Source organism: Primorskyibacter sp. S87, from assembly GCF_049801055.1.
Taxonomy (GTDB): domain Bacteria; phylum Pseudomonadota; class Alphaproteobacteria; order Rhodobacterales; family Rhodobacteraceae; genus JBNAGF01.
The window spans coordinates 296908-314201 of sequence record NZ_JBNAGF010000004.1; the positions used below are offsets into that span (position 1 = coordinate 296908).

A 17294-nucleotide genomic window follows, 5' to 3' on the forward strand; every position below is an offset into this window, starting at 1 on the left:
ATCATTCGCTCGGCGAGACCTTACAAATCGACTGAGTGCGGCGAAAGGCGAAATCTCATGGCCGTTGAGCCGAGCCCTTGCCTGCGCTATTAGGCGCCAGCCCCCAACTAAGAAAAGAACACAAATCCTATGCCCAACGCCAAATTCACGCCCGAAGACGCGCTCGCCTTTCATCTGGAGCCCACCCCAGGCAAATGGGAGGTGCAGGCTACGGTCCCAATGAACACGCAGCGTGATCTGTCGTTGGCCTATTCCCCCGGCGTTGCGGTGCCATGCGAAGCGATCGCCGAGAACCCGGCGACCGCCTATGACTATACAAACAAGGGTAACCTTGTGGCTGTCATCTCGAACGGGACTGCTGTTCTAGGACTTGGAAACCTGGGTGCGCTGGGTGCCAAGCCGGTCATGGAGGGCAAATCCGTTCTGTTCAAACGCTTCGCGGATGTGAACTCGATTGATATCGAACTGGACACCGAAGACACTGACGCTTTCGTCAACGCCGTGAAACTGATGGGGCCGACATTTGGTGGAATCAATCTTGAGGACATCAAGGCGCCTGAGTGTTTCATCATCGAACAGCGCCTCAAGGAAGAGATGAATATCCCGGTTTTCCATGATGATCAGCACGGTACCGCGGTGATCTGCGCGGCCGGCCTGCTCAACGCGCTGCATATTTCCGGCAAGAAGATCGAAGACGTCAAAATCGTACTGAACGGGGCAGGAGCCGCCGGTATCGCCTGTATCGAACTGCTCAAGGCAATGGGCGTCAAACACAGCAATTGTATTGTTTGCGATACCAAGGGTGTGATCTATCAAGGCCGAACCGAAGGAATGAATCAGTGGAAATCGGCCCACGCGATCAACACTGAATTGCGCACGCTCGAAGACGCAATGATTGGCGCTGACGTATTTCTGGGGGTTTCGGTCAAGGGGGCCGTGACACAGGAGATGGTCGCAAGCATGGCCGACAATCCGGTGATTTTTGCGATGGCAAATCCGGACCCTGAAATCACACCGGAAGAAGCCCATGAAGTGCGGGTCGATGCGATTGTTGCGACCGGTCGTTCAGACTATCCAAATCAAGTCAACAACGTGCTGGGCTTTCCTTATCTGTTCCGCGGTGCGCTCGACATCCACGCCCGCGCAATCAACGATGAGATGAAGATCGCCTGTGCTCATGCGCTGGCAAGACTCGCTCGCGAAGACGTGCCTGATGAAGTTGCCCTTGCATATGGAAAAAACCTCACCTTTGGTCGCGATTACATTATTCCAACTCCCTTCGACCCGAGATTGATATACCGCGTTCCGCCCGCCGTCGCTCAGGCAGGAATGGATACCGGTGCGGCCCGCCGGCCAATTGTCGACATGGACGCCTATGAGTTGAGCCTGAAAACGCGAATGGACCCGACTGCCAGTATCCTTCGCGGCCTCAATGCCCGAGCACGTTCAGCCCAATCGCGGATGATCTTTGCCGAAGGTGACGATCCGCGCGTTCTGCGGGCGGCCGTTATGTACCAGCGGGCCGGGTTCGGCAAGGCGCTCGTCGTAGGTCGTGAAGACGACGTGAAAGAAAAACTGACTGAAACCGGGCTTGGCGATGCGGTGCGCGAGATCGAGGTGGTCAATGCTGCCAACACCGACCAATTCGATAACTACAAGGACTTTTTGTACAAGCGCCTCCAGAGGCGTGGTTTCGACAACAAGGATATTCACCGGCTTGTTGGCCGTGATCGCCACGTGTTTTCAGCCCTTATGCTTGCGCATGGGCAGGGTGACGGGCTGGTCACGGGTGCGACCCGGAAATCAAGCCATATCCTTGATCGCATAAACCACGTGTTCGATGCTGATGCCGCGCATGGAGCCGCCGGTGTCACGGCGATTTTGCACAAGGGGCGGATTGTTCTGATTGGCGATACGCTTGTGCATGAATGGCCGGATGAAAACGACCTCGCCAACATCGCCGAGCGCGCTGCGGCCGTGGCCCGTCACATGGGGCTTGAGCCACGTGTTGCGTTTGTCAGTTTCTCGACCTTTGGCTATCCGGTATCCGAAAGAGCCGAGAAGATGCTGCTTGCCCCCAAGGTTCTGGAGCAGCGCGGCGTAGACTTCGAGTTTGAGGGTGAGATGACCGTGGATGTTGCTCTGAATGCCCAGCAGCAGGAAGCGTATCCTTTTTGCCGGCTGAGCGGCCCGGCCAACATTCTCATCGTGCCTGCGCGTCACTCTGCGTCGATCTCGACAAAACTCATGCAGGAAATGGGCGGGGCAACCGTAGTTGGACCGATCCTCAGCGGAGTCGACAAGCCGATTCAGATTTGTTCGACAGGGTCCACGGCCAACGACATCCTGAATATGGCTGTCCTTGCCAGCTGTGATGTGGGTTAACTCATGGCGGTTTGGAACCTGGGCTCAATCAACGCGGATTTGGTCTATACCGTTCCGCATCTTCCCGCGCCTGGGGAAACTCTCGCTGCGCAGGAACTGAACCGGTATCTGGGAGGTAAGGGCGCCAACATGTCTGTAGCAGCTGCGCGCGCCGGATCGCATGTGCATCATGTCGGCGCTGTCGGAGCGGATGGCGCATGGGCTGTCGAAAGGTTGCTCGAGTATGGCGTAGACACACGTTACATCGGATATTCGAGCGATCCGACAGGCCATGCGATCATTGCCGTGGAAGCAGGTGGTGAGAATCTGATCATCATTTACCCCGGCGCAAACAGATCTCTGGATGCTCATGAAATTTGGCAGGCGCTGGGCAATGCGCAAGCCGGCGATACGCTGATCATTCAGAACGAAACAAATGCACAGGTCGAAACAGCGCGTTTGGGATCGGAAATCGGGATGCGAGTCTGTTATGCAGCGGCTCCGTTTGACGCCGAGGCCGTTAAGTCGGTTCTGCCATTCCTCGACCTTTTGATCCTCAACGAAGTTGAGGCGCGGCAGTTGCAAGAGGCGACCGGGTCCGCTCCGGCGGATTTACCAGTTTCCGATGTCATCGTCACACTCGGGTCGAAAGGCGCCGAGCACTTTGATACCAAGACCGGTGAAAACAGGGTCTATCCGGCTGTTCCGGTTACCGCAGTGGACAGCACCGGTGCCGGAGATACCTTTACTGGTTATGTTCTGTCCGGGCTGGACAGGGGATTGCCCATGGCACAGGCAATAACCATGGCTACGCGGGCGGGGGCTATTATGGTCACACGCCACGGAACTGCAGATGTGATTCCCGATCTCAAAGACGTACTTGAAATGTCGCAGGGCTGATCACCCGTGCACGAATGGTGCCTGGTTTCCCCAAAGCTCCTGTACCCGTTCATCCCGCTTGCAGGCTTTCCGATACAACTTGTAGGCCGTTGACTGCCGACGCGGGCCGAACCGAGTCAGAACAAGGCTCGTGCCCTTGTAGTAATCCTGGTGATAATCTTCTGCCGGATAAAACTGCGTTTCCTGCAGGATCGGAGTTACGACCTTTTGACCCAACTCGTTCTGGGCGTCAGATTTCGCAGCTTCGGCAGCAGCCTTTTCCGCCGGATTAGAGACGAATATTGCGGTGCGATAGCTTTCTCCGCGATCGCAAAACTGTCCGCCGGCGTCTGTTGGATCGACCGATCTGAAGAACATCGACAACAGGCTTTCCCGGGACACTCTGGCGGGATCGAACGTAATCTCGACTGCTTCGTAGTGCCCTGTTCCCCCCGCAGTTACCTGTTTGTAGTCAGGGTTTCTTACCGAACCGCCCGTGTAACCTGAAACAGCCCCGAGAACGCCTGGCACAGATTCAAAGTCGGACTCGACACACCAGAAACAGCCACCGGCAACGACCAGCCGCTGTGTTTCTGCTGCTTCAACTGAAAAGCAACGCAGAATGGCTGCGATTGTCAGTGCCAGAAACAAGAGAGCGGGTTTCAGATCTTGGTAGCGGGTCATTGTTGCCTCCTTTGACTCGACGGTGTCGCAACTCCGCTGGTCGGGCAACACGACGACATGAAATTTCACGCCTTGGTGACCGGAATTTACCCTTGGCCTCGCATCAGCCGCGGTCTAGCGTGCCGGCAAAATTAGCGGTGTATCAGCCCGGGATCTCAATGCCGAGACGGCAATCGGTGGAAGGAACGTAGCTATGAAAATTGCAATGTGGTCAGGCCCGAGGAACCTGTCGACTGCAATGATGTACAGCTTTGGTGCCAGAGCCGACTGTGCCGTGATTGATGAACCTTTTTACGCTGCGTATCTCGCGATGACTGGGCTGGAACATCCGATGCGGAGTGAAATTCTGCAGTCACAGTCTCGGGATCCCCTCGTAGTCGCGAAATCGGTCGTCGGCCCAAACCCCGCCGCCCGGCCTTTCTGGTACCAGAAGCACATGACCCAACACATGATCCCGGGTGTGCCCAGGGACTGGATGAAAAACATGCGCAATGTTTTCCTCATTCGCCATCCAGCGCGAGTTATTGCCAGTTACGCTGCAAAGCGCGAGAATCCCACGTTGGATGACATCGGATTTTGGCAACAGGCCGAGCTGTTCGATGAAGTGGCGGCATGGGGTGGTGACCCCGTCGTCATTGATAGCCATGATATTCGAGAAAACCCGGAGAAAATGCTGGAAAAGCTCTGCGACGCTATCGGGTTACCTTGGTCCCCATACATGCTTTCATGGCCCCGAGGTGGCCACCCTGATGACGGCGCGTGGGCGCCGCATTGGTACGGATCAGTTTGGAACTCGACCGGCTTTGCTGGCCCCGAAGGGGCATTGCCCGAGGTTCCGGCAGAGTTGGAACCAGTGCTGGATGCTTCTCTGCCGCATTACGAGAAAATGAAGCAGGCCAAAATCCCGCTTTGAAGTTGTTTCGGTCTCGGTTCGTGCGCGCAGAATTTACGCATATGCTTGGTAAAGCGGTGCGACTACTTCAGCAGTTGACCAAGCTTCATGGCAACGTTCATGTCACCGCTGATCTTGAGCTTACCCATCATAACACCTGTCATGGGATTGAGCCTTCCACTCAGCAGTTTCGCCAGATTTTCTGTCGAGATTCGAATGGTGCAATCCGTGCTCTGGTCTTTGGTAGAAGCCTGGTTATCTGCCAGAACGATGACACCATCCGGGCCGCAGTCAAACTTCAATGATCCGTCAAAGTTCTTGTCTTTAAGACCCGCCTGAATGCCGCTTGCGATGTTTTGAAGCGTCATGTGCCCCTCCTGATTGAATGGTCTACAGCTACGAGGGTGGAGGGCGGTCCCGCAAGGGTGACGCCACTGGAGGTCGGACAGTGTTCAACTCGCCAGTTCAATACTCGTAAATCGGCACGGTTTGCCGCCATAGAATTTCCTGAGTACGTCATGGATCTCTTCTGGCGCGCCCGGAATGTGGGAAAACAGAGTCATCGACGACCGCAGTTTCATTGCATCCAAATTGCCCAGAATATCCGTTGCGTCCCGGCCTTCGTGTTTAAGCAGCATACTGCAAGCCTCGCGTAGACGGTTTCTCAATATATCGTTGCCGAGATACTCTGCCGCTTCGTTCAGGCCGCTGATCCCATAACGCTGCGCAGTATGAGACCGCCCAAGCGAAGCCAGCTGCGGGAAGACGAACCAAATCCAATGGCTGGTTTTCTGACCTTGGGAGAGCTCGCGCAGGACGTCAGACCAGACCTTGTCCTGCGCGTCTATGAACCTTTTCAGGTTCGTTTCGATCACTTGCTCAGGCGTTTGTTGCGCATTGCGATCAGTTTCAGACGCAGGGCCTGCAACTGGATGAATCCGGCCGCGTCTTTCTGATCGTAGGCGCCCGCGTCATCCTCGAAAGTTACATGTTCCTCGGAGTAGAGCGAATGATCAGACCACCGCCCCACACATGTCGCCGAACCCTTGTAGAGCTTGATACGAACGGTGCCGGTTACATGGGTTTGGCTCGCGTCAATTGCGGCCTGCAGCATCTCGCGTTCGGGCGAATACCAGAAGCCGTTATAGACCAACTCGGCATATTTAGGCATCAGCTCGTCTTTCAGATGCATGGCGCCTCGGTCCATGGTGATCGACTCGATGCCACGATGGGCCTCCAACAGCACTGTGCCGCCAGGAGTTTCATAGATGCCACGCGATTTCATACCGACAAACCGGCCTTCGACGAGGTCGAGTCGGCCGATGCCGTGCTTGCCGCCATACTCATTGAGCTTGGTGAGGATTGTCGCCGGCGACATTGCTTCGCCGTTGATGCTGAACGGGTCACCCTTTTCAAAACCGATTTCGATGAATTCGGCTGTGTTGGGTGCGTCTTCGGGATGAACCGTGCGCTGGTATACGTAGTCTGGCGCCGCGATGGCGGGATCTTCCAGAACCTTGCCTTCGGATGACGTGTGCAACAGATTGGCATCGACGGAAAATGGCGCTTCTCCGCGCTTGTCCTTGGCGATAGGTATCTGGTTCTTCTCGGCAAAATCGATGAGTTTGGTGCGCGATGTCAGATCCCACTCGCGCCAAGGTGCGATCACCTTGATGTCAGGATTTAGCGCATACGCCGCCAGCTCGAACCGAACTTGATCATTGCCCTTGCCGGTCGCCCCGTGTGCAACGGCATCTGCACCGGTTTCCTCGGCAATCTCGATTAGGCGCTTGGAAATGAGGGGGCGGGCAATCGAGGTGCCAAGCAGGTAAAGCCCCTCGTAGACCGCGTTGGCGCGGAACATGGGGAATACGAAATCGCGAACAAATTCTTCTCGGATATCCTCGATGTAAATATTCTCGGGCTTGATCCCCAACAGCTCCGCTTTCTGACGGGCCGGCTCCAGCTCTTCACCCTGGCCCAAATCAGCGGTGAAGGTGACAACCTCGCAGCCGTATTCGGTTTGCAGCCATTTCAAGATGATCGAAGTATCAAGGCCTCCGGAATAGGCCAGAACAACTTTCTTGGGCGCGGACATCTGACTTCCCTCTATGCGAATGACGCTTGGCCACTAACGGGTTTTGAACGTGGGGGCAAGTTCGTGTGTTTGTAGAGGGCCGGGTTTGCAGCAGATACTCGGTATTCATATGTATTCCTTGCGTGTATCCCGCCGATGCGTCAGTGAAACGAACATGAGTGACTTCATCAAACGCGCCCGCGCAGCCGAGCAGGCAATGCGATCTGTATTTCCGGCAACACCGCTGCAGAGAAATGTACTTTTGTCTGAACGCTACGACGCTGATATCTGGCTCAAGCGCGAGGATCTGAGCCCGGTCCGGTCCTACAAGATCCGCGGTGCCTTCAATGCGATGCGCAAGCAGGATGGACAGGATCTGTTTGTCTGTGCGAGTGCGGGAAACCATGCTCAAGGTGTCGCCTTCATGTGTAAACACATGGGCGTAAAAGGTGTGATCTTCATGCCGGTGACAACACCACAGCAGAAGATTCAAAAGACGCGGATGTTTGGCGGAGATCATGTCGAAATTCACCTGACGGGCGATTACTTTGATGATTGTCTGGGCGCCGCACAGGATTGGAGCGCTGAGAAGGGAGGATATTTCTTGTCCCCTTTCGACGATATGGATGTGATCGAGGGGCAAGCATCGATTGCGGTCGAGATCGAAGCCGAGTTGGGCGTTCCGGATCACGTTATATTGCCAGTTGGCGGTGGGGGTATGTCAGCTGGTGTGACGACCTGGTTTGGTGATCGAACCCACTGCCTGTTTTCCGAACCAGCTGGTGGCGCTTGTCTGAGGGCCGCATTGGCGGCAGGTCATCCAACAACGCTCGATCACGTGGACACATTTGTGGATGGTGCCGCGGTTGGCAGAATCGGTCAGAAGCCCTTTGATCTATTGCGTGACCGACACCTGTCGGACGTTCTAGTGCTCAGCGAAGATCGGATATGCGCTACGATTCTGGAGCTGTTGAACGTTGAAGGAATCGTATTGGAACCTGCTGGCGCGCTGGCCGTTGAAGCCGTTGGCGAAGTGCAGAGCTTCATCCGCGGCAAGACAGTGGTTTGTGTTACTTCGGGCGGGAACTTTGATTTCGAACGGCTGCCCGAAGTCAAGGAACGGGCGCAAAGGTACTCAGGAGTAAAAAAATACTTCATTCTTCGACTGCCTCAGCGACCCGGCGCCCTGAAGGAATTTCTTGGAATCCTCGGTCCCGACGACGATATTGCACGGTTCGAGTATATGAAGAAATCCGCGCGAAATTTCGGGTCGGTCTTAATCGGAATCGAAACCAGCAAGCCAGAAAATTTCGTCCGGTTGTTTGCCCATCTTGATGACGCGGGCTTTACCTATACCGACATTACGAATGACGAGACGCTCGCCCAGTTTGTTATCTGAGCGGACGGTCAGCCGCCGCGTTTCTTCTTTGGCGATGGGGTAGGATCTTGGCGTCGTTTGTCCGAGCTGGGTGGCGACGTCAGGTGAGATCTACAAGTTGGCGGCTCGTTCAGGTGGTGGTTTCGCCATTTAGGCCGGACATGAAACAGTCTCTGGAAAGGGTGTAGCATTCGATAATTGAGGGAAGGTCCACTTCGCTGGCTCTGCTTTCAGATGAGAGCCGTTCACCGTCCTGACACAATGCCGAGAAATCGTTGAACCCAAGGTTGAGCGCACTGCCCTTTAGAAAATGCAGATCCTGCTCAAGTTTTGCTCGGTCAGAAAGCGCCTCGAGCCGGTCAATCACATCCTGAACTTCTTCGAGGAACAGGTCGACGACCTCGGCGAAATCGTCGCTACCGACTTCATCCTTCAATTCCTGCACCCTGTCCCAATCGATCATGGCACTGCCCAATTCATTATTCGGTTCGCTCATTCAGGCGTGCCGACATGAACAGGCAGTTAACCGACAAGGTTCACGTTCTTAGAATTTTCCATTTCACACGAAATTAAGGAGCAAAGGTTACGGCTGAACGCGGAGTAGATTTGTTAGGGCATCACGTGTTGCAGGACAGGAAACCGGCAGTTCAATCCGGAAGGGAATCCGGCGCCATTCGGCAGGTTCTTGTCGTTGATGACAGCCGGCTTCAAAGACGAATTCTCGCAAGTTCCCTGAAAAAGTGGGGTTTTGAAGTATTCGAAGCCGATAGTGGTGAGGCCGCGATGCAATTTTGTGCTGAAACCATGCCTGATCTGGTGTTGAGCGACTGGATGATGCCGGGAATGAGCGGGTTGGAGTTTTGCAGTGTTTTTCGAAAACTGCGGGCGGATGACTATGGCTATTTCATTTTGCTGACCTCCAAGAGTGAGAAGAATGATGTTGCTCAGGGTTTGGATGCTGGCGCGGACGATTTTCTGACCAAGCCGGTCAACGCTGATGAGCTGCGAGCCCGTATTTCAGCGGGTGACCGAATCCTTGGGATGCAGCGCGAGCTCAGCAAGAAAAACACGATGATCTCGGATACCTTGCAGGAGTTGCAAACACTCTACGACGCCATCGATCAGGATTTGATTCAGGCCCGCAAGATTCAGGAATCCCTCGTTCCGGAACTGACACGTGATTTTGGGAATTCACGCGTTAGCCTTCTACTCAAACCCTGTGGTCACATTGGTGGGGATCTGGTGGGAATGTTTTCGCCGGCTGAACATCTTGTCGGATTCTATAGCATTGACGTGTCTGGGCATGGGATCACCTCTGCAATGATGACAGCACGGCTAGGAGGTTATCTTTCCAGCCGGTACTTCGACCAAAACGTTGCTATGGAAAAGCCAAACGGTGAACATTATGAACTCCGACCCCCGGAAACCGTCGCGGAATTGCTCAACACGCGTCTGGTCTCGGATCGGGGTATCGAAGAGTACTTTACCATGGTCTACGGGATCGCCGATCTGCGCAGTGGTGTGGTAAATATGGTTCAGGCCGGTCATCCACATCCACTCCTGCTGCGCAAGGACGGGACGCATGAATTTCTCGGTGATGGTGGCGTTCCGGTCGGTTTGCTTCCGGATATCGGATACAAGCAGTTCGAAACGCGCATGGAGCCAGGTGAGAAGCTCTTGTTTTATTCCGACGGGTTCACCGAGTGCAGGCTCAACACAGGCGCAATGCTTGAGCCCGAGGGCTTGGTGGGTCTAATACAACGCTGTGATCAGGACAAAAAAGGGACAGAGTTTCTTGATGATCTGTTCGAAAACCTGTCCTCAGTAATGTCTGCGGAAATCGGAATGGAAGACGATGTTTCCGCAACATTTTTTGAATTCAACAGGCCTTAGTCCGGGCGGCTTCCGGACAGTGCAAATTCAAGCGCAAAGTGGCGATCCCCGGGGTTACCGAGCATTTGGGCAGCAACTATGGCCTCCATCCAGATCGCTTCGTGGCCCTCCTCGCTTGGCGGTCCAAGACGAGCGACTGGCCTAGCGTGGTAGATGTGGCAGATCTTGTCAGCCCACATGTCGTACTCCGGCATATAAACAAAACGGCGGAATGCGCCGATCCGAAGCGGTCGGGCGATGCGCCATCCGGTTTCTTCGAAAACCTCTCGATGCAAAGCGGTGATGGGAGACTCACCAGGATCAATTCCGCCACCAGGAAGCTGCAGATCAGGACCAGGATCTGCTTGGCAAGTTAGCAGCAGCGAACTCCCTTGGGGCAAAATCGCATAAACTCCGGCACGATGAATGTACTTTCGACCAGCTTCCGGGCTTTCTCCAAACCGTCTGATCATCCCGCCCCCTTTCATCCTTGCTTGCCCAGCCTATATAGGCGCGGTATGCCAACCTGTGGCGTGTAAGGAAACCCCATGAACCTCGGAAACAAACTCGCGTGGGACGATACCGTCCTGCCCTTTCAGCTTGATGCATCGGATATGCGCGGCCGGGTGGCCCGATTGGATGGCGTGCTCAGCGGTATCCTGAAACAGCATGACTATCCCGAGCCGGTTGAGGCGCTGGTGGCGGAAATGGCTTTGCTCACTGCTTTGATCGGGCAGACAATCGGGCTGCGCTGGAAACTGTCTTTGCAGGTTCAGTCCAAGGGTGCGGTTCGCATGATCGCCACCGACTATTACGCTCCACAAGAAGAGGGCGAGACCGCGCGGATCAGGGCTTACGCTAGTTTTGACCGGGATCGGCTCGCAGACGGGGCACCGTTTGATCTGGTCGGCGAAGGGTACTTCGCGATCCTGATTGATCAGGGTGCGGGTACACAGCCTTATCAGGGGATCACGCCGATTGCCGGCGGATCACTTAGTGCGTGTGCCGAGGCCTATTTTGCTCAATCCGAACAGTTGCCGACTCGTTTCTCGCTCAGTTTTGGTCAGTCTACCGAACCCGGATCCGGCACGCATTGGCGCGCCGGTGGTATCATGCTGCAACATATGCCCAAGGCGTCTCCGTTTGCAGCCAGTGGCGAAGGGTCTGGCGACGTCCTACAAGCCACGGATCTTCTGGAAGGCGAAGAGGGAGAGAACTGGAGCAGGGTCAACATTCTACTTGATACAGTAGAGGATCTGGAGCTCATCGGCCCATCGGTTTCGGCCACCGACCTTTTGGTCCGCCTGTTCCACGAGGAGCAACCGCGGGTTTTCGATTCCCAACAAGTCCGGTTCGGATGCACCTGTTCCGAAGACCGGGTGCGGCAAAGCCTGTCGATCTACTCGGTCAAAGATATCGAGAAAATGACGACGGACGATGGCCGTGTAACCGCCGATTGTCAGTTTTGCAGCGCTCACTACGAACTTGATCCCAAGACCCTGGGGTTTGATGCGGAACAGCCAGACAGTGACTGATCTTAGGCAGGAGCTTCTCGCTGCGTTGGCACAGCCCGGGTTCGGATCATCTGACTTCGATCTGAACCCCGATACGGTTTTGCCAGAAAACCGGCGATTGCGACCTGCCGGTGTTCTGATTCCGATCGACGTAACCGGGTCTGAGGCTCGGGTGATCCTGACCAAGCGGTCATCCGCCCTCAAACACCATCCGGGTCAGATCGCCTTTCCCGGCGGAAAACAGGATGAGGGGGACCAGTCTGTCGTTGCCGCAGCCTTGCGTGAGGCTAATGAGGAAATTGGTCTGCCACAGGATCTTCCCGAAGTCTTGGGCCAATTGCCCGTCCATGAAACGGTTACCGGCTTCGAGGTGACGCCGGTTGTGGCGCTTGTCCAAGACAGGTTCGAGATCGCTCCTGAAGCCGGCGAGGTCGAAGAGGCGTTCTCGGTTCCCTTGAGACATCTTGCAGATGAGGAGCGCTATATCGTCGAAGCACGCCGATGGCGGGGCGAATGGCGGCGCTATTATACCGTTCCGTTCGGACCATATTATATCTGGGGCGCGACGGCGCGAATCCTCCGTGGGCTGGCAGCAAGGATGGACCCATGACACGGATTTCGGATCCCTGGCTGAACCATCCTGCAACTCAGCGCGTTTGCCTTGCTCTCACCTCTGGCGGGGCCGCAGCCCTGTTTGTTGGTGGGTGTGTGCGGAACGCTTTGCTGGGTGTTCCGGTATCCGATATCGACATTGCAACTGATGCTCTGCCCGAGCGGGTGATTTCACTGGCCGATGCCGCTGGCATCAAAGCGGTGCCAACAGGTATCGAACATGGCACAGTCACGCTGGTCGAGGAGGGTATCCCGCATGAGGTGACCACTTTTCGGCGGGATATTTCGACTGATGGCCGGCGCGCGGTTGTCGCCTTCGCGGCTCGCGTGGAGGAAGACGCCGCCCGTCGAGATTTCACCATGAACGCCTTGTATGCCAAACCCGACGGTTCCGTGCTTGATCCTTTGGGTGGGCTTCCTGATCTCGAGGGTCGCCGTGTGCGTTTTATCGGAACAGCTGAAAACCGAATTCGGGAGGATTATCTGCGATCCCTGCGCTACTTCCGATTTCACGCTTGGTATGGCGATGCCGAGCAGGGGTTCGATCCTGTTGCACTGGATGCGATTGCGGCGAACGTAGATGGCCTGTCGTTGCTGTCCAAAGAACGCGTCGGAGCAGAATTGATGAAGCTTTGTGCAGCGCCTGATCCAGCTCCGTCGCTTGCGGCGATGCGGACCACGGGTGTCTTGGGTCAGCTTCTTCCCGGAGCCGACGACCGGGCTTTGGCACCCCTGATTCACTTTGAGTTGGAAACTGAGACAGACCCTGACCCTATCTTACGGCTGGCGACGCTAGGCCTCGAAGATCCCGGGCCGGCTCTGCGACTGAGCAAAGCGGACGGTCAACGCCTGATCCGGCTGAGACAGGCAGCGACCGGCACAGAGACCGCCGCCGAGCTCGCATATCGACTCGGAGCATCGGACAGCCTGTCTGCGTTGCTGTTGCGGGGCGCACTTTTGGAACAGCCGGTTGGGCGGGATATGTTCGATCAGATTGCGACAGGTGCCTGCGCAGAGTTTCCTGTTAAACCGGTGGATCTGATGCCGCGTCTTTCAGGTAAGGCGCTGGGCGACGCGCTGCGCGATTTGGAAGCCACCTGGATCAAGTCAGGATTTCACCTTTCGCGCCAAGAGCTTTTGAGCACCATGGACGAGCCGCCCAAAGAGGGGTGACAAGTTCCACTTTTTGGGATTAGGCTGCGGTTACTCCATGCCGGAGGGGTGCGAATGTATTACGGGATCTGGAACAGCATCGGCTGAACCCTGACTTTAGCGCAGCTAGTCCCTGTGTCGAACGGGTCGTCAGCCCTTTCGCATTCGTCTTCTATTTCAAGCTCTGACCGGAGCCTCCGTCATGTTTCGTTTCTTTGAAAATCTTGTCGACCCCTTTGTGCCTTACGAAGAAGTTGATCGTCCTCCAACCCATCTATGGCCATTTCTGAAGGCCTACTCCCAACCATTCTGGAAGGTTTTTTTCTTTGCAGGGCTGTTGTCCGTCGTCGTTGCCGCCGTAGAGATCGGCCTCATTTCCTACATGGGCAGGATCGTCGACCTGCTCGACGGTGCGCCACAGACGGTTTGGGCGGAACATGGGTGGGAACTGATCCTTGTGGCCCTGTTCATCCTTCTGATCCGACCTGCCCTTCATGTGTTGGACGTGATGTTGCTGAACAATGCGGTGCTTCCGAATTTCGGAACCGTGATCCGCTGGCGGGCGCACAAGCATGTCTTGCGACAGTCTGTCGGTTGGTTTGAAAACGATTTCGCCGGGCGTATCGCAAACCGGATTATGCAGACCCCGCCCGCCGCCGGAGAGGTCGTGTTTCAGGTTTTCGATGCCATATCATTTTCACTGGCCTACCTGATTGGCGCGGCGGTTCTGTTGATGGCTGCCGATCCTCGCCTGTTGATCCCGTTGCTGATCTGGTTCGCGCTATACATGGCCCTAATCAAATGGACGGTGAAGCGGGTGGGCCCTGCCAGTCAGGCGGCTTCGGATGCGCGTTCGACCGTGACCGGCCGCGTGGTCGATAGTTATACCAATATCCATTCGGTCAAGATGTTTGCCCATCACGACCTCGAGCTTTCCTATGCAAAGGACGCAATCGAGAACACACGGCGCACATTCCAAACCGAAATGCGGATCTATACCGTCATGGATGCGGTTTTGGTCACGCTCAACGGACTGCTGATTGTCGGCGTGGTTGGTTGGGCCGTAGTGCTCTGGATGCAAGGGCAGGCTTCTGTCGGGATCGTTGCTGCGGCGACGGCGCTGACGCTCAGGTTGAATGCCATGACCGGTTGGATCATGTGGGCATTGACGACGTTTTTCCGTCAACTCGGAGTAGTGGCTGAGGGGATGGAGACCATTGCCCAGCCCATCGATCTCGTTGATGTGCCGGATGCCAAGCCGCTTGAGTACTCGGCTGGGCAAATTGAACTGCGCGGGTTGACCCACCATTATGGTCGAGAGGCCGGCGGTCTGGATCAGATCGACATGTTGATCCGCCCCGGTGAAAGGATCGGACTGATCGGCAGATCTGGTGCAGGTAAATCCACTTTGGTCAAATTGCTGCTCCGTTTCTACGATGCCGAAGGCGGCCAGATCCTTATCGACGGGCAGGATATAGCGCATGTGACCCAAGACAGTTTGCGCGCCCGGATTGGGATGGTGCAGCAGGATAGCTCTCTCCTGCACCGGACCGTTCGTGAAAACATCCTGTATGGCAGGCCGGATGCGACCGAAGATGAAATGATCGCCGCGGCCAAACAGGCCGAGGCCCACGACTTCATCCTCGATTTGAGGGATCCGCAGGGTCGTAGCGGTTATGATGCCCATGTCGGCGAACGCGGTGTAAAGCTTTCGGGCGGGCAAAGGCAACGGGTGACCTTGGCCAGAGTAATCCTGAAAGATGCCCCGATCCTTGTGTTGGACGAGGCCACCTCGGCCCTTGATAGCGAGGTGGAAGCAGTAATTCAGGAAACCCTTTATGGCATGATGAAGGGAAAAACGGTAATTGCCATTGCGCACCGGCTCTCCACCATTGCCCAGATGGATCGTATCCTGGTTATGGATCAGGGCCGGATCGTCGAAGAAGGAAGCCACACCGAGCTTTTGGCCCGAAATGGGCTATATGCGCAGTTCTGGACTCGCCAGTCAGGGGGGTTCCTGAATCCGGAGGCCGCAGAATGAACCTTGGGCATCTGATTGATCCCTTTCGACCGGATGTAACGCCTCCGCCTCTGCGGTTGGGGGCGTTCATTCGTTGGGCTCTGACGGGTGCGTGGCCGATGCTGTTTGTGGCGGGCGGTCTCTCTGCCTTTGCCGGGGCATTGGAGGCGGGAACGGCGTGGATCCTCGGCCAAGTCATAGACTCTGCCATTGAAGGCGGTCGCGGAGCGTTTTTTTCCGCCACCAATCTTGCGGTCATTCTTGGGGCCGCGGCCTTTTTCATGTTGCTGCGGCCGTTGGCCTTCGGCCTGTCGTCTCTGTCGAACAACTACATCGTAATGCCGAACATTGCCCCTCTGGTTCTGGCCAAGCTGAACCGATGGACACTGGGCCAGTCAGTGACGTTTTTTGACGACGACTTTGCCGGTCGGATCGCACAGAAACAGATGCAGACTGCGAATGCTATCGCGTCGGTGGTCTCGGATGTCATCAGCGCTGTTGTGTTCGCATTGGCATCACTGGCGGGTTCATTGCTTCTGTTGGGCGCAATTCATCCGCTTGTCATGCTGCCATTTGTTGTCTGGATGGCGGCATACTTTTCCCTGATACGCTTTTTTCTCCCACGCATCCGGAAACATTCGGCCGCAAGAGCTGGTGCAAGAGCCATGGTCACCGGGCAGGTGGTGGATACCATTACCAACATCAAGACCGTCAAGCTGTTTGCCCATGCCAGCAACGAGGACGAAGCAGCCCGCGAGGCGATGTCCGATCTTAGGGATCGGTCACTGGAGTTCGGTAAGCTATCAGCAACATTCCGGTTCTTGTTGATGTGCCTTGCGGGGATCCTCCCTGTTGTTCTTCTCGGAAGCGCACTTTGGCTTTGGCAGGCCGGCAGCGCGACCGAAGGGGATATCGTCGCAGCCGGTGCCGTGGCGGTTCGCGTTGCGCAGATGACCGGCTGGGTCAGTTTCACCTTGATGGGCATCTATTCTCATATCGGGGAAATCGAAAACGGCATGAAGACACTCGCCGTGTCCAAAAGGGTCGAGGATCTTCCAAATGCCAGCGACCTAGTCGTTGACAGGGGCGAAATCGGTTTTGTCGGGGCAAGTTTTGCATATGGCCGGGACATTGGCGGTGTACGAGAGATATCGCTGACCGTGAAACCCGGCGAAAAGCTTGGGATCGTTGGCGCCTCGGGCGCAGGGAAATCCACCTTGGTTTCCCTGCTTCTCAGGCTTTATGATCCAGAGTCCGGAAGCATACTGATCGATGGACAGGACATCAGCCAAGTTACCCAGGACAGTCTTCGAAAACGGATTGGAATGGTCACCCAAGAGACTGCGATGTTCAACCGGTCGGCGCGGGAGAACATACTCTATGGCAGGCCGGAGGCGACCGAAGCGGAAATGATCGCCGCTGCCAAACGCGCTGAGGCACATGATTTCATTCTTGGCCTCGAAGATGCCAATGGTCGAAAGGGCTACGATGCACATCTGGGTGAGCGGGGCGTCAAGCTTTCGGGAGGGCAACGTCAGAGAATTGCGCTTGCGCGGGCGATCCTCAAAAATGCGCCGATCCTCGTGTTGGATGAGGCAACTTCGGCTCTCGATTCCGAGGTGGAAGCTTCCATTCAGGCTGCTTTGCACCGCGTGATGGAGGGCAAGACGGTGCTTGCTATCGCGCACCGTCTGTCAACATTGTCTGAAATGGATCGGATCATCGTGATGGACGAGGGCCAGATTGTCGAGACAGGCTCGCACACTGCATTGCTGGATCGTGGCGGCCTCTATGCGCGGTTCTGGCATCGCCAATCGGGCGGCTTCATTCAGACAGAAGCGGCAGAATAG

16 protein-coding genes are annotated in these 17294 nt (G+C 55.8%); 10 read left to right on the forward strand and 6 right to left on the reverse strand.

Features of this window, described 5'->3' with window-relative positions; genetic code table 11:
- Positions 1-129 precede the first annotated feature (129 nt).
- Positions 130-2385, forward strand: a complete 2256-nt coding sequence (locus ACP15U_RS09610) for an NADP-dependent malic enzyme (RefSeq protein WP_425044919.1) — start codon at positions 130-132, stop codon at positions 2383-2385.
- Between the two features lie 3 nt (positions 2386-2388).
- Positions 2389-3264 (forward strand): ribokinase, encoded by an 876-nt coding sequence (locus ACP15U_RS09615; protein WP_425044920.1) that lies wholly within the window; start codon positions 2389-2391, stop codon positions 3262-3264.
- Here ACP15U_RS09615 and msrA read toward each other — a convergent pair whose 3' ends face one another.
- Positions 3265-3927 (reverse strand): peptide-methionine (S)-S-oxide reductase MsrA, encoded by a 663-nt coding sequence (gene msrA, locus ACP15U_RS09620; protein ID WP_425044921.1) that lies wholly within the window; start codon positions 3925-3927, stop codon positions 3265-3267. It abuts the gene before it with no gap.
- 193 nt (positions 3928-4120) lie between these two features.
- Here msrA and ACP15U_RS09625 point away from each other — a divergent pair, with 193 nt between their 5' ends.
- Positions 4121-4840 carry an HAD family hydrolase gene (locus ACP15U_RS09625; RefSeq protein WP_425044922.1) on the forward strand — a complete coding sequence of 240 codons (720 nt, stop codon included), beginning with the start codon at positions 4121-4123 and terminating at the stop codon, positions 4838-4840.
- A 62-nt stretch (positions 4841-4902) separates the two neighbouring features.
- Here ACP15U_RS09625 and ACP15U_RS09630 read toward each other — a convergent pair whose 3' ends face one another.
- From ACP15U_RS09630 to ACP15U_RS09640, 3 genes are all read right to left on the reverse strand, one after another.
- Entirely contained in the window at positions 4903-5187 is a 285-nt protein-coding gene (locus ACP15U_RS09630) for an SCP2 sterol-binding domain-containing protein (protein ID WP_425044923.1), read from the reverse strand.
- A gap of 84 nt (positions 5188-5271) precedes the next feature.
- On the reverse strand, positions 5272-5694 hold the full coding sequence (locus tag ACP15U_RS09635) for a DUF1810 domain-containing protein (protein ID WP_425044924.1): 423 nt from the start codon (positions 5692-5694) through the stop codon (positions 5272-5274).
- Complete coding sequence (locus tag ACP15U_RS09640; protein WP_425044925.1) at positions 5691-6917, reverse strand: argininosuccinate synthase; 1227 nt, start codon at positions 6915-6917, stop codon at positions 5691-5693. Before ACP15U_RS09640 ends, ACP15U_RS09635 begins: the two co-directional genes overlap by 4 nt.
- Before the next feature lie 154 nt (positions 6918-7071).
- Between ACP15U_RS09640 and ilvA the strand changes: the two genes are divergently transcribed.
- Positions 7072-8295, forward strand: coding sequence for a threonine ammonia-lyase IlvA (gene ilvA / locus ACP15U_RS09645; RefSeq protein WP_425044926.1), 1224 nt, complete (start codon positions 7072-7074; stop codon positions 8293-8295).
- A gap of 109 nt (positions 8296-8404) precedes the next feature.
- Here ilvA and ACP15U_RS09650 read toward each other — a convergent pair whose 3' ends face one another.
- Entirely contained in the window at positions 8405-8737 is a 333-nt protein-coding gene (locus tag ACP15U_RS09650) for an Hpt domain-containing protein (protein ID WP_425044999.1), read from the reverse strand.
- Between the two features lie 158 nt (positions 8738-8895).
- Here ACP15U_RS09650 and ACP15U_RS09655 point away from each other — a divergent pair, with 158 nt between their 5' ends.
- A complete protein-coding gene (locus tag ACP15U_RS09655; RefSeq protein WP_425044927.1) occupies positions 8896-10167 on the forward strand; it encodes a PP2C family protein-serine/threonine phosphatase in 1272 nt (423 codons plus the stop codon).
- Here the strand turns inward: ACP15U_RS09655 and ACP15U_RS09660 are convergent.
- Positions 10164-10619: an NUDIX hydrolase gene (locus ACP15U_RS09660; protein ID WP_425044928.1), complete on the reverse strand. Its 456-nt coding sequence runs from the start codon at positions 10617-10619 to the stop codon at positions 10164-10166. The genes ACP15U_RS09655 and ACP15U_RS09660 overlap by 4 nt on opposite strands.
- Positions 10620-10694: 75 nt before the next feature.
- Here ACP15U_RS09660 and ACP15U_RS09665 point away from each other — a divergent pair, with 75 nt between their 5' ends.
- From ACP15U_RS09665 to ACP15U_RS09685, 5 genes are all read left to right on the forward strand, one after another.
- On the forward strand, positions 10695-11681 hold the full coding sequence (locus tag ACP15U_RS09665) for an Hsp33 family molecular chaperone HslO (protein ID WP_425044929.1): 987 nt from the start codon (positions 10695-10697) through the stop codon (positions 11679-11681).
- Complete coding sequence (locus ACP15U_RS09670) at positions 11674-12270, forward strand: CoA pyrophosphatase (protein WP_425044930.1); 597 nt, start codon at positions 11674-11676, stop codon at positions 12268-12270. Before ACP15U_RS09665 ends, ACP15U_RS09670 begins: the two co-directional genes overlap by 8 nt.
- Positions 12267-13445, forward strand: coding sequence for a CCA tRNA nucleotidyltransferase (locus ACP15U_RS09675; protein WP_425044931.1), 1179 nt, complete (start codon positions 12267-12269; stop codon positions 13443-13445). Before ACP15U_RS09670 ends, ACP15U_RS09675 begins: the two co-directional genes overlap by 4 nt.
- Positions 13446-13626: 181 nt before the next feature.
- Positions 13627-15465, forward strand: a complete 1839-nt coding sequence (locus ACP15U_RS09680) for an ABC transporter ATP-binding protein (RefSeq protein ID WP_425044932.1) — start codon at positions 13627-13629, stop codon at positions 15463-15465.
- The gene (locus ACP15U_RS09685) at positions 15462-17294 is read left to right on the forward strand and encodes an ABC transporter ATP-binding protein (RefSeq protein WP_425044933.1); all 1833 of its coding nucleotides are present in this window, start codon (positions 15462-15464) and stop codon (positions 17292-17294) included. Before ACP15U_RS09680 ends, ACP15U_RS09685 begins: the two co-directional genes overlap by 4 nt.

Excerpts from the sequence above, each read along its gene's own strand:
- ACP15U_RS09610 (WP_425044919.1), top strand. The coding sequence starts at position 130 with ATGCCCAACGCCAAATTCACGCCCGAAGACGCGCTCGCCTTTCATCTG.
- ilvA (WP_425044926.1), top strand. The coding sequence starts at position 7,072 with ATGAGTGACTTCATCAAACGCGCCCGCGCAGCCGAGCAGGCAATGCGA.
- ACP15U_RS09650 (WP_425044999.1), bottom strand. The coding sequence starts at position 8,737 with ATGATCGATTGGGACAGGGTGCAGGAATTGAAGGATGAAGTCGGTAGC.
- ACP15U_RS09685 (WP_425044933.1), top strand. The coding sequence starts at position 15,462 with ATGAACCTTGGGCATCTGATTGATCCCTTTCGACCGGATGTAACGCCT.
- msrA (WP_425044921.1), bottom strand. The coding sequence starts at position 3,927 with ATGACCCGCTACCAAGATCTGAAACCCGCTCTCTTGTTTCTGGCACTG.
- ACP15U_RS09615 (WP_425044920.1), top strand. The coding sequence starts at position 2,389 with ATGGCGGTTTGGAACCTGGGCTCAATCAACGCGGATTTGGTCTATACC.
- ACP15U_RS09680 (WP_425044932.1), top strand. The coding sequence starts at position 13,627 with ATGTTTCGTTTCTTTGAAAATCTTGTCGACCCCTTTGTGCCTTACGAA.
- ACP15U_RS09660 (WP_425044928.1), bottom strand. The coding sequence starts at position 10,619 with ATGATCAGACGGTTTGGAGAAAGCCCGGAAGCTGGTCGAAAGTACATT.
- ACP15U_RS09625 (WP_425044922.1), top strand. The coding sequence starts at position 4,121 with ATGAAAATTGCAATGTGGTCAGGCCCGAGGAACCTGTCGACTGCAATG.
- ACP15U_RS09665 (WP_425044929.1), top strand. The coding sequence starts at position 10,695 with ATGAACCTCGGAAACAAACTCGCGTGGGACGATACCGTCCTGCCCTTT.
- ACP15U_RS09640 (WP_425044925.1), bottom strand. The coding sequence starts at position 6,917 with ATGTCCGCGCCCAAGAAAGTTGTTCTGGCCTATTCCGGAGGCCTTGAT.
- ACP15U_RS09630 (WP_425044923.1), bottom strand. The coding sequence starts at position 5,187 with ATGACGCTTCAAAACATCGCAAGCGGCATTCAGGCGGGTCTTAAAGAC.
- ACP15U_RS09675 (WP_425044931.1), top strand. The coding sequence starts at position 12,267 with ATGACACGGATTTCGGATCCCTGGCTGAACCATCCTGCAACTCAGCGC.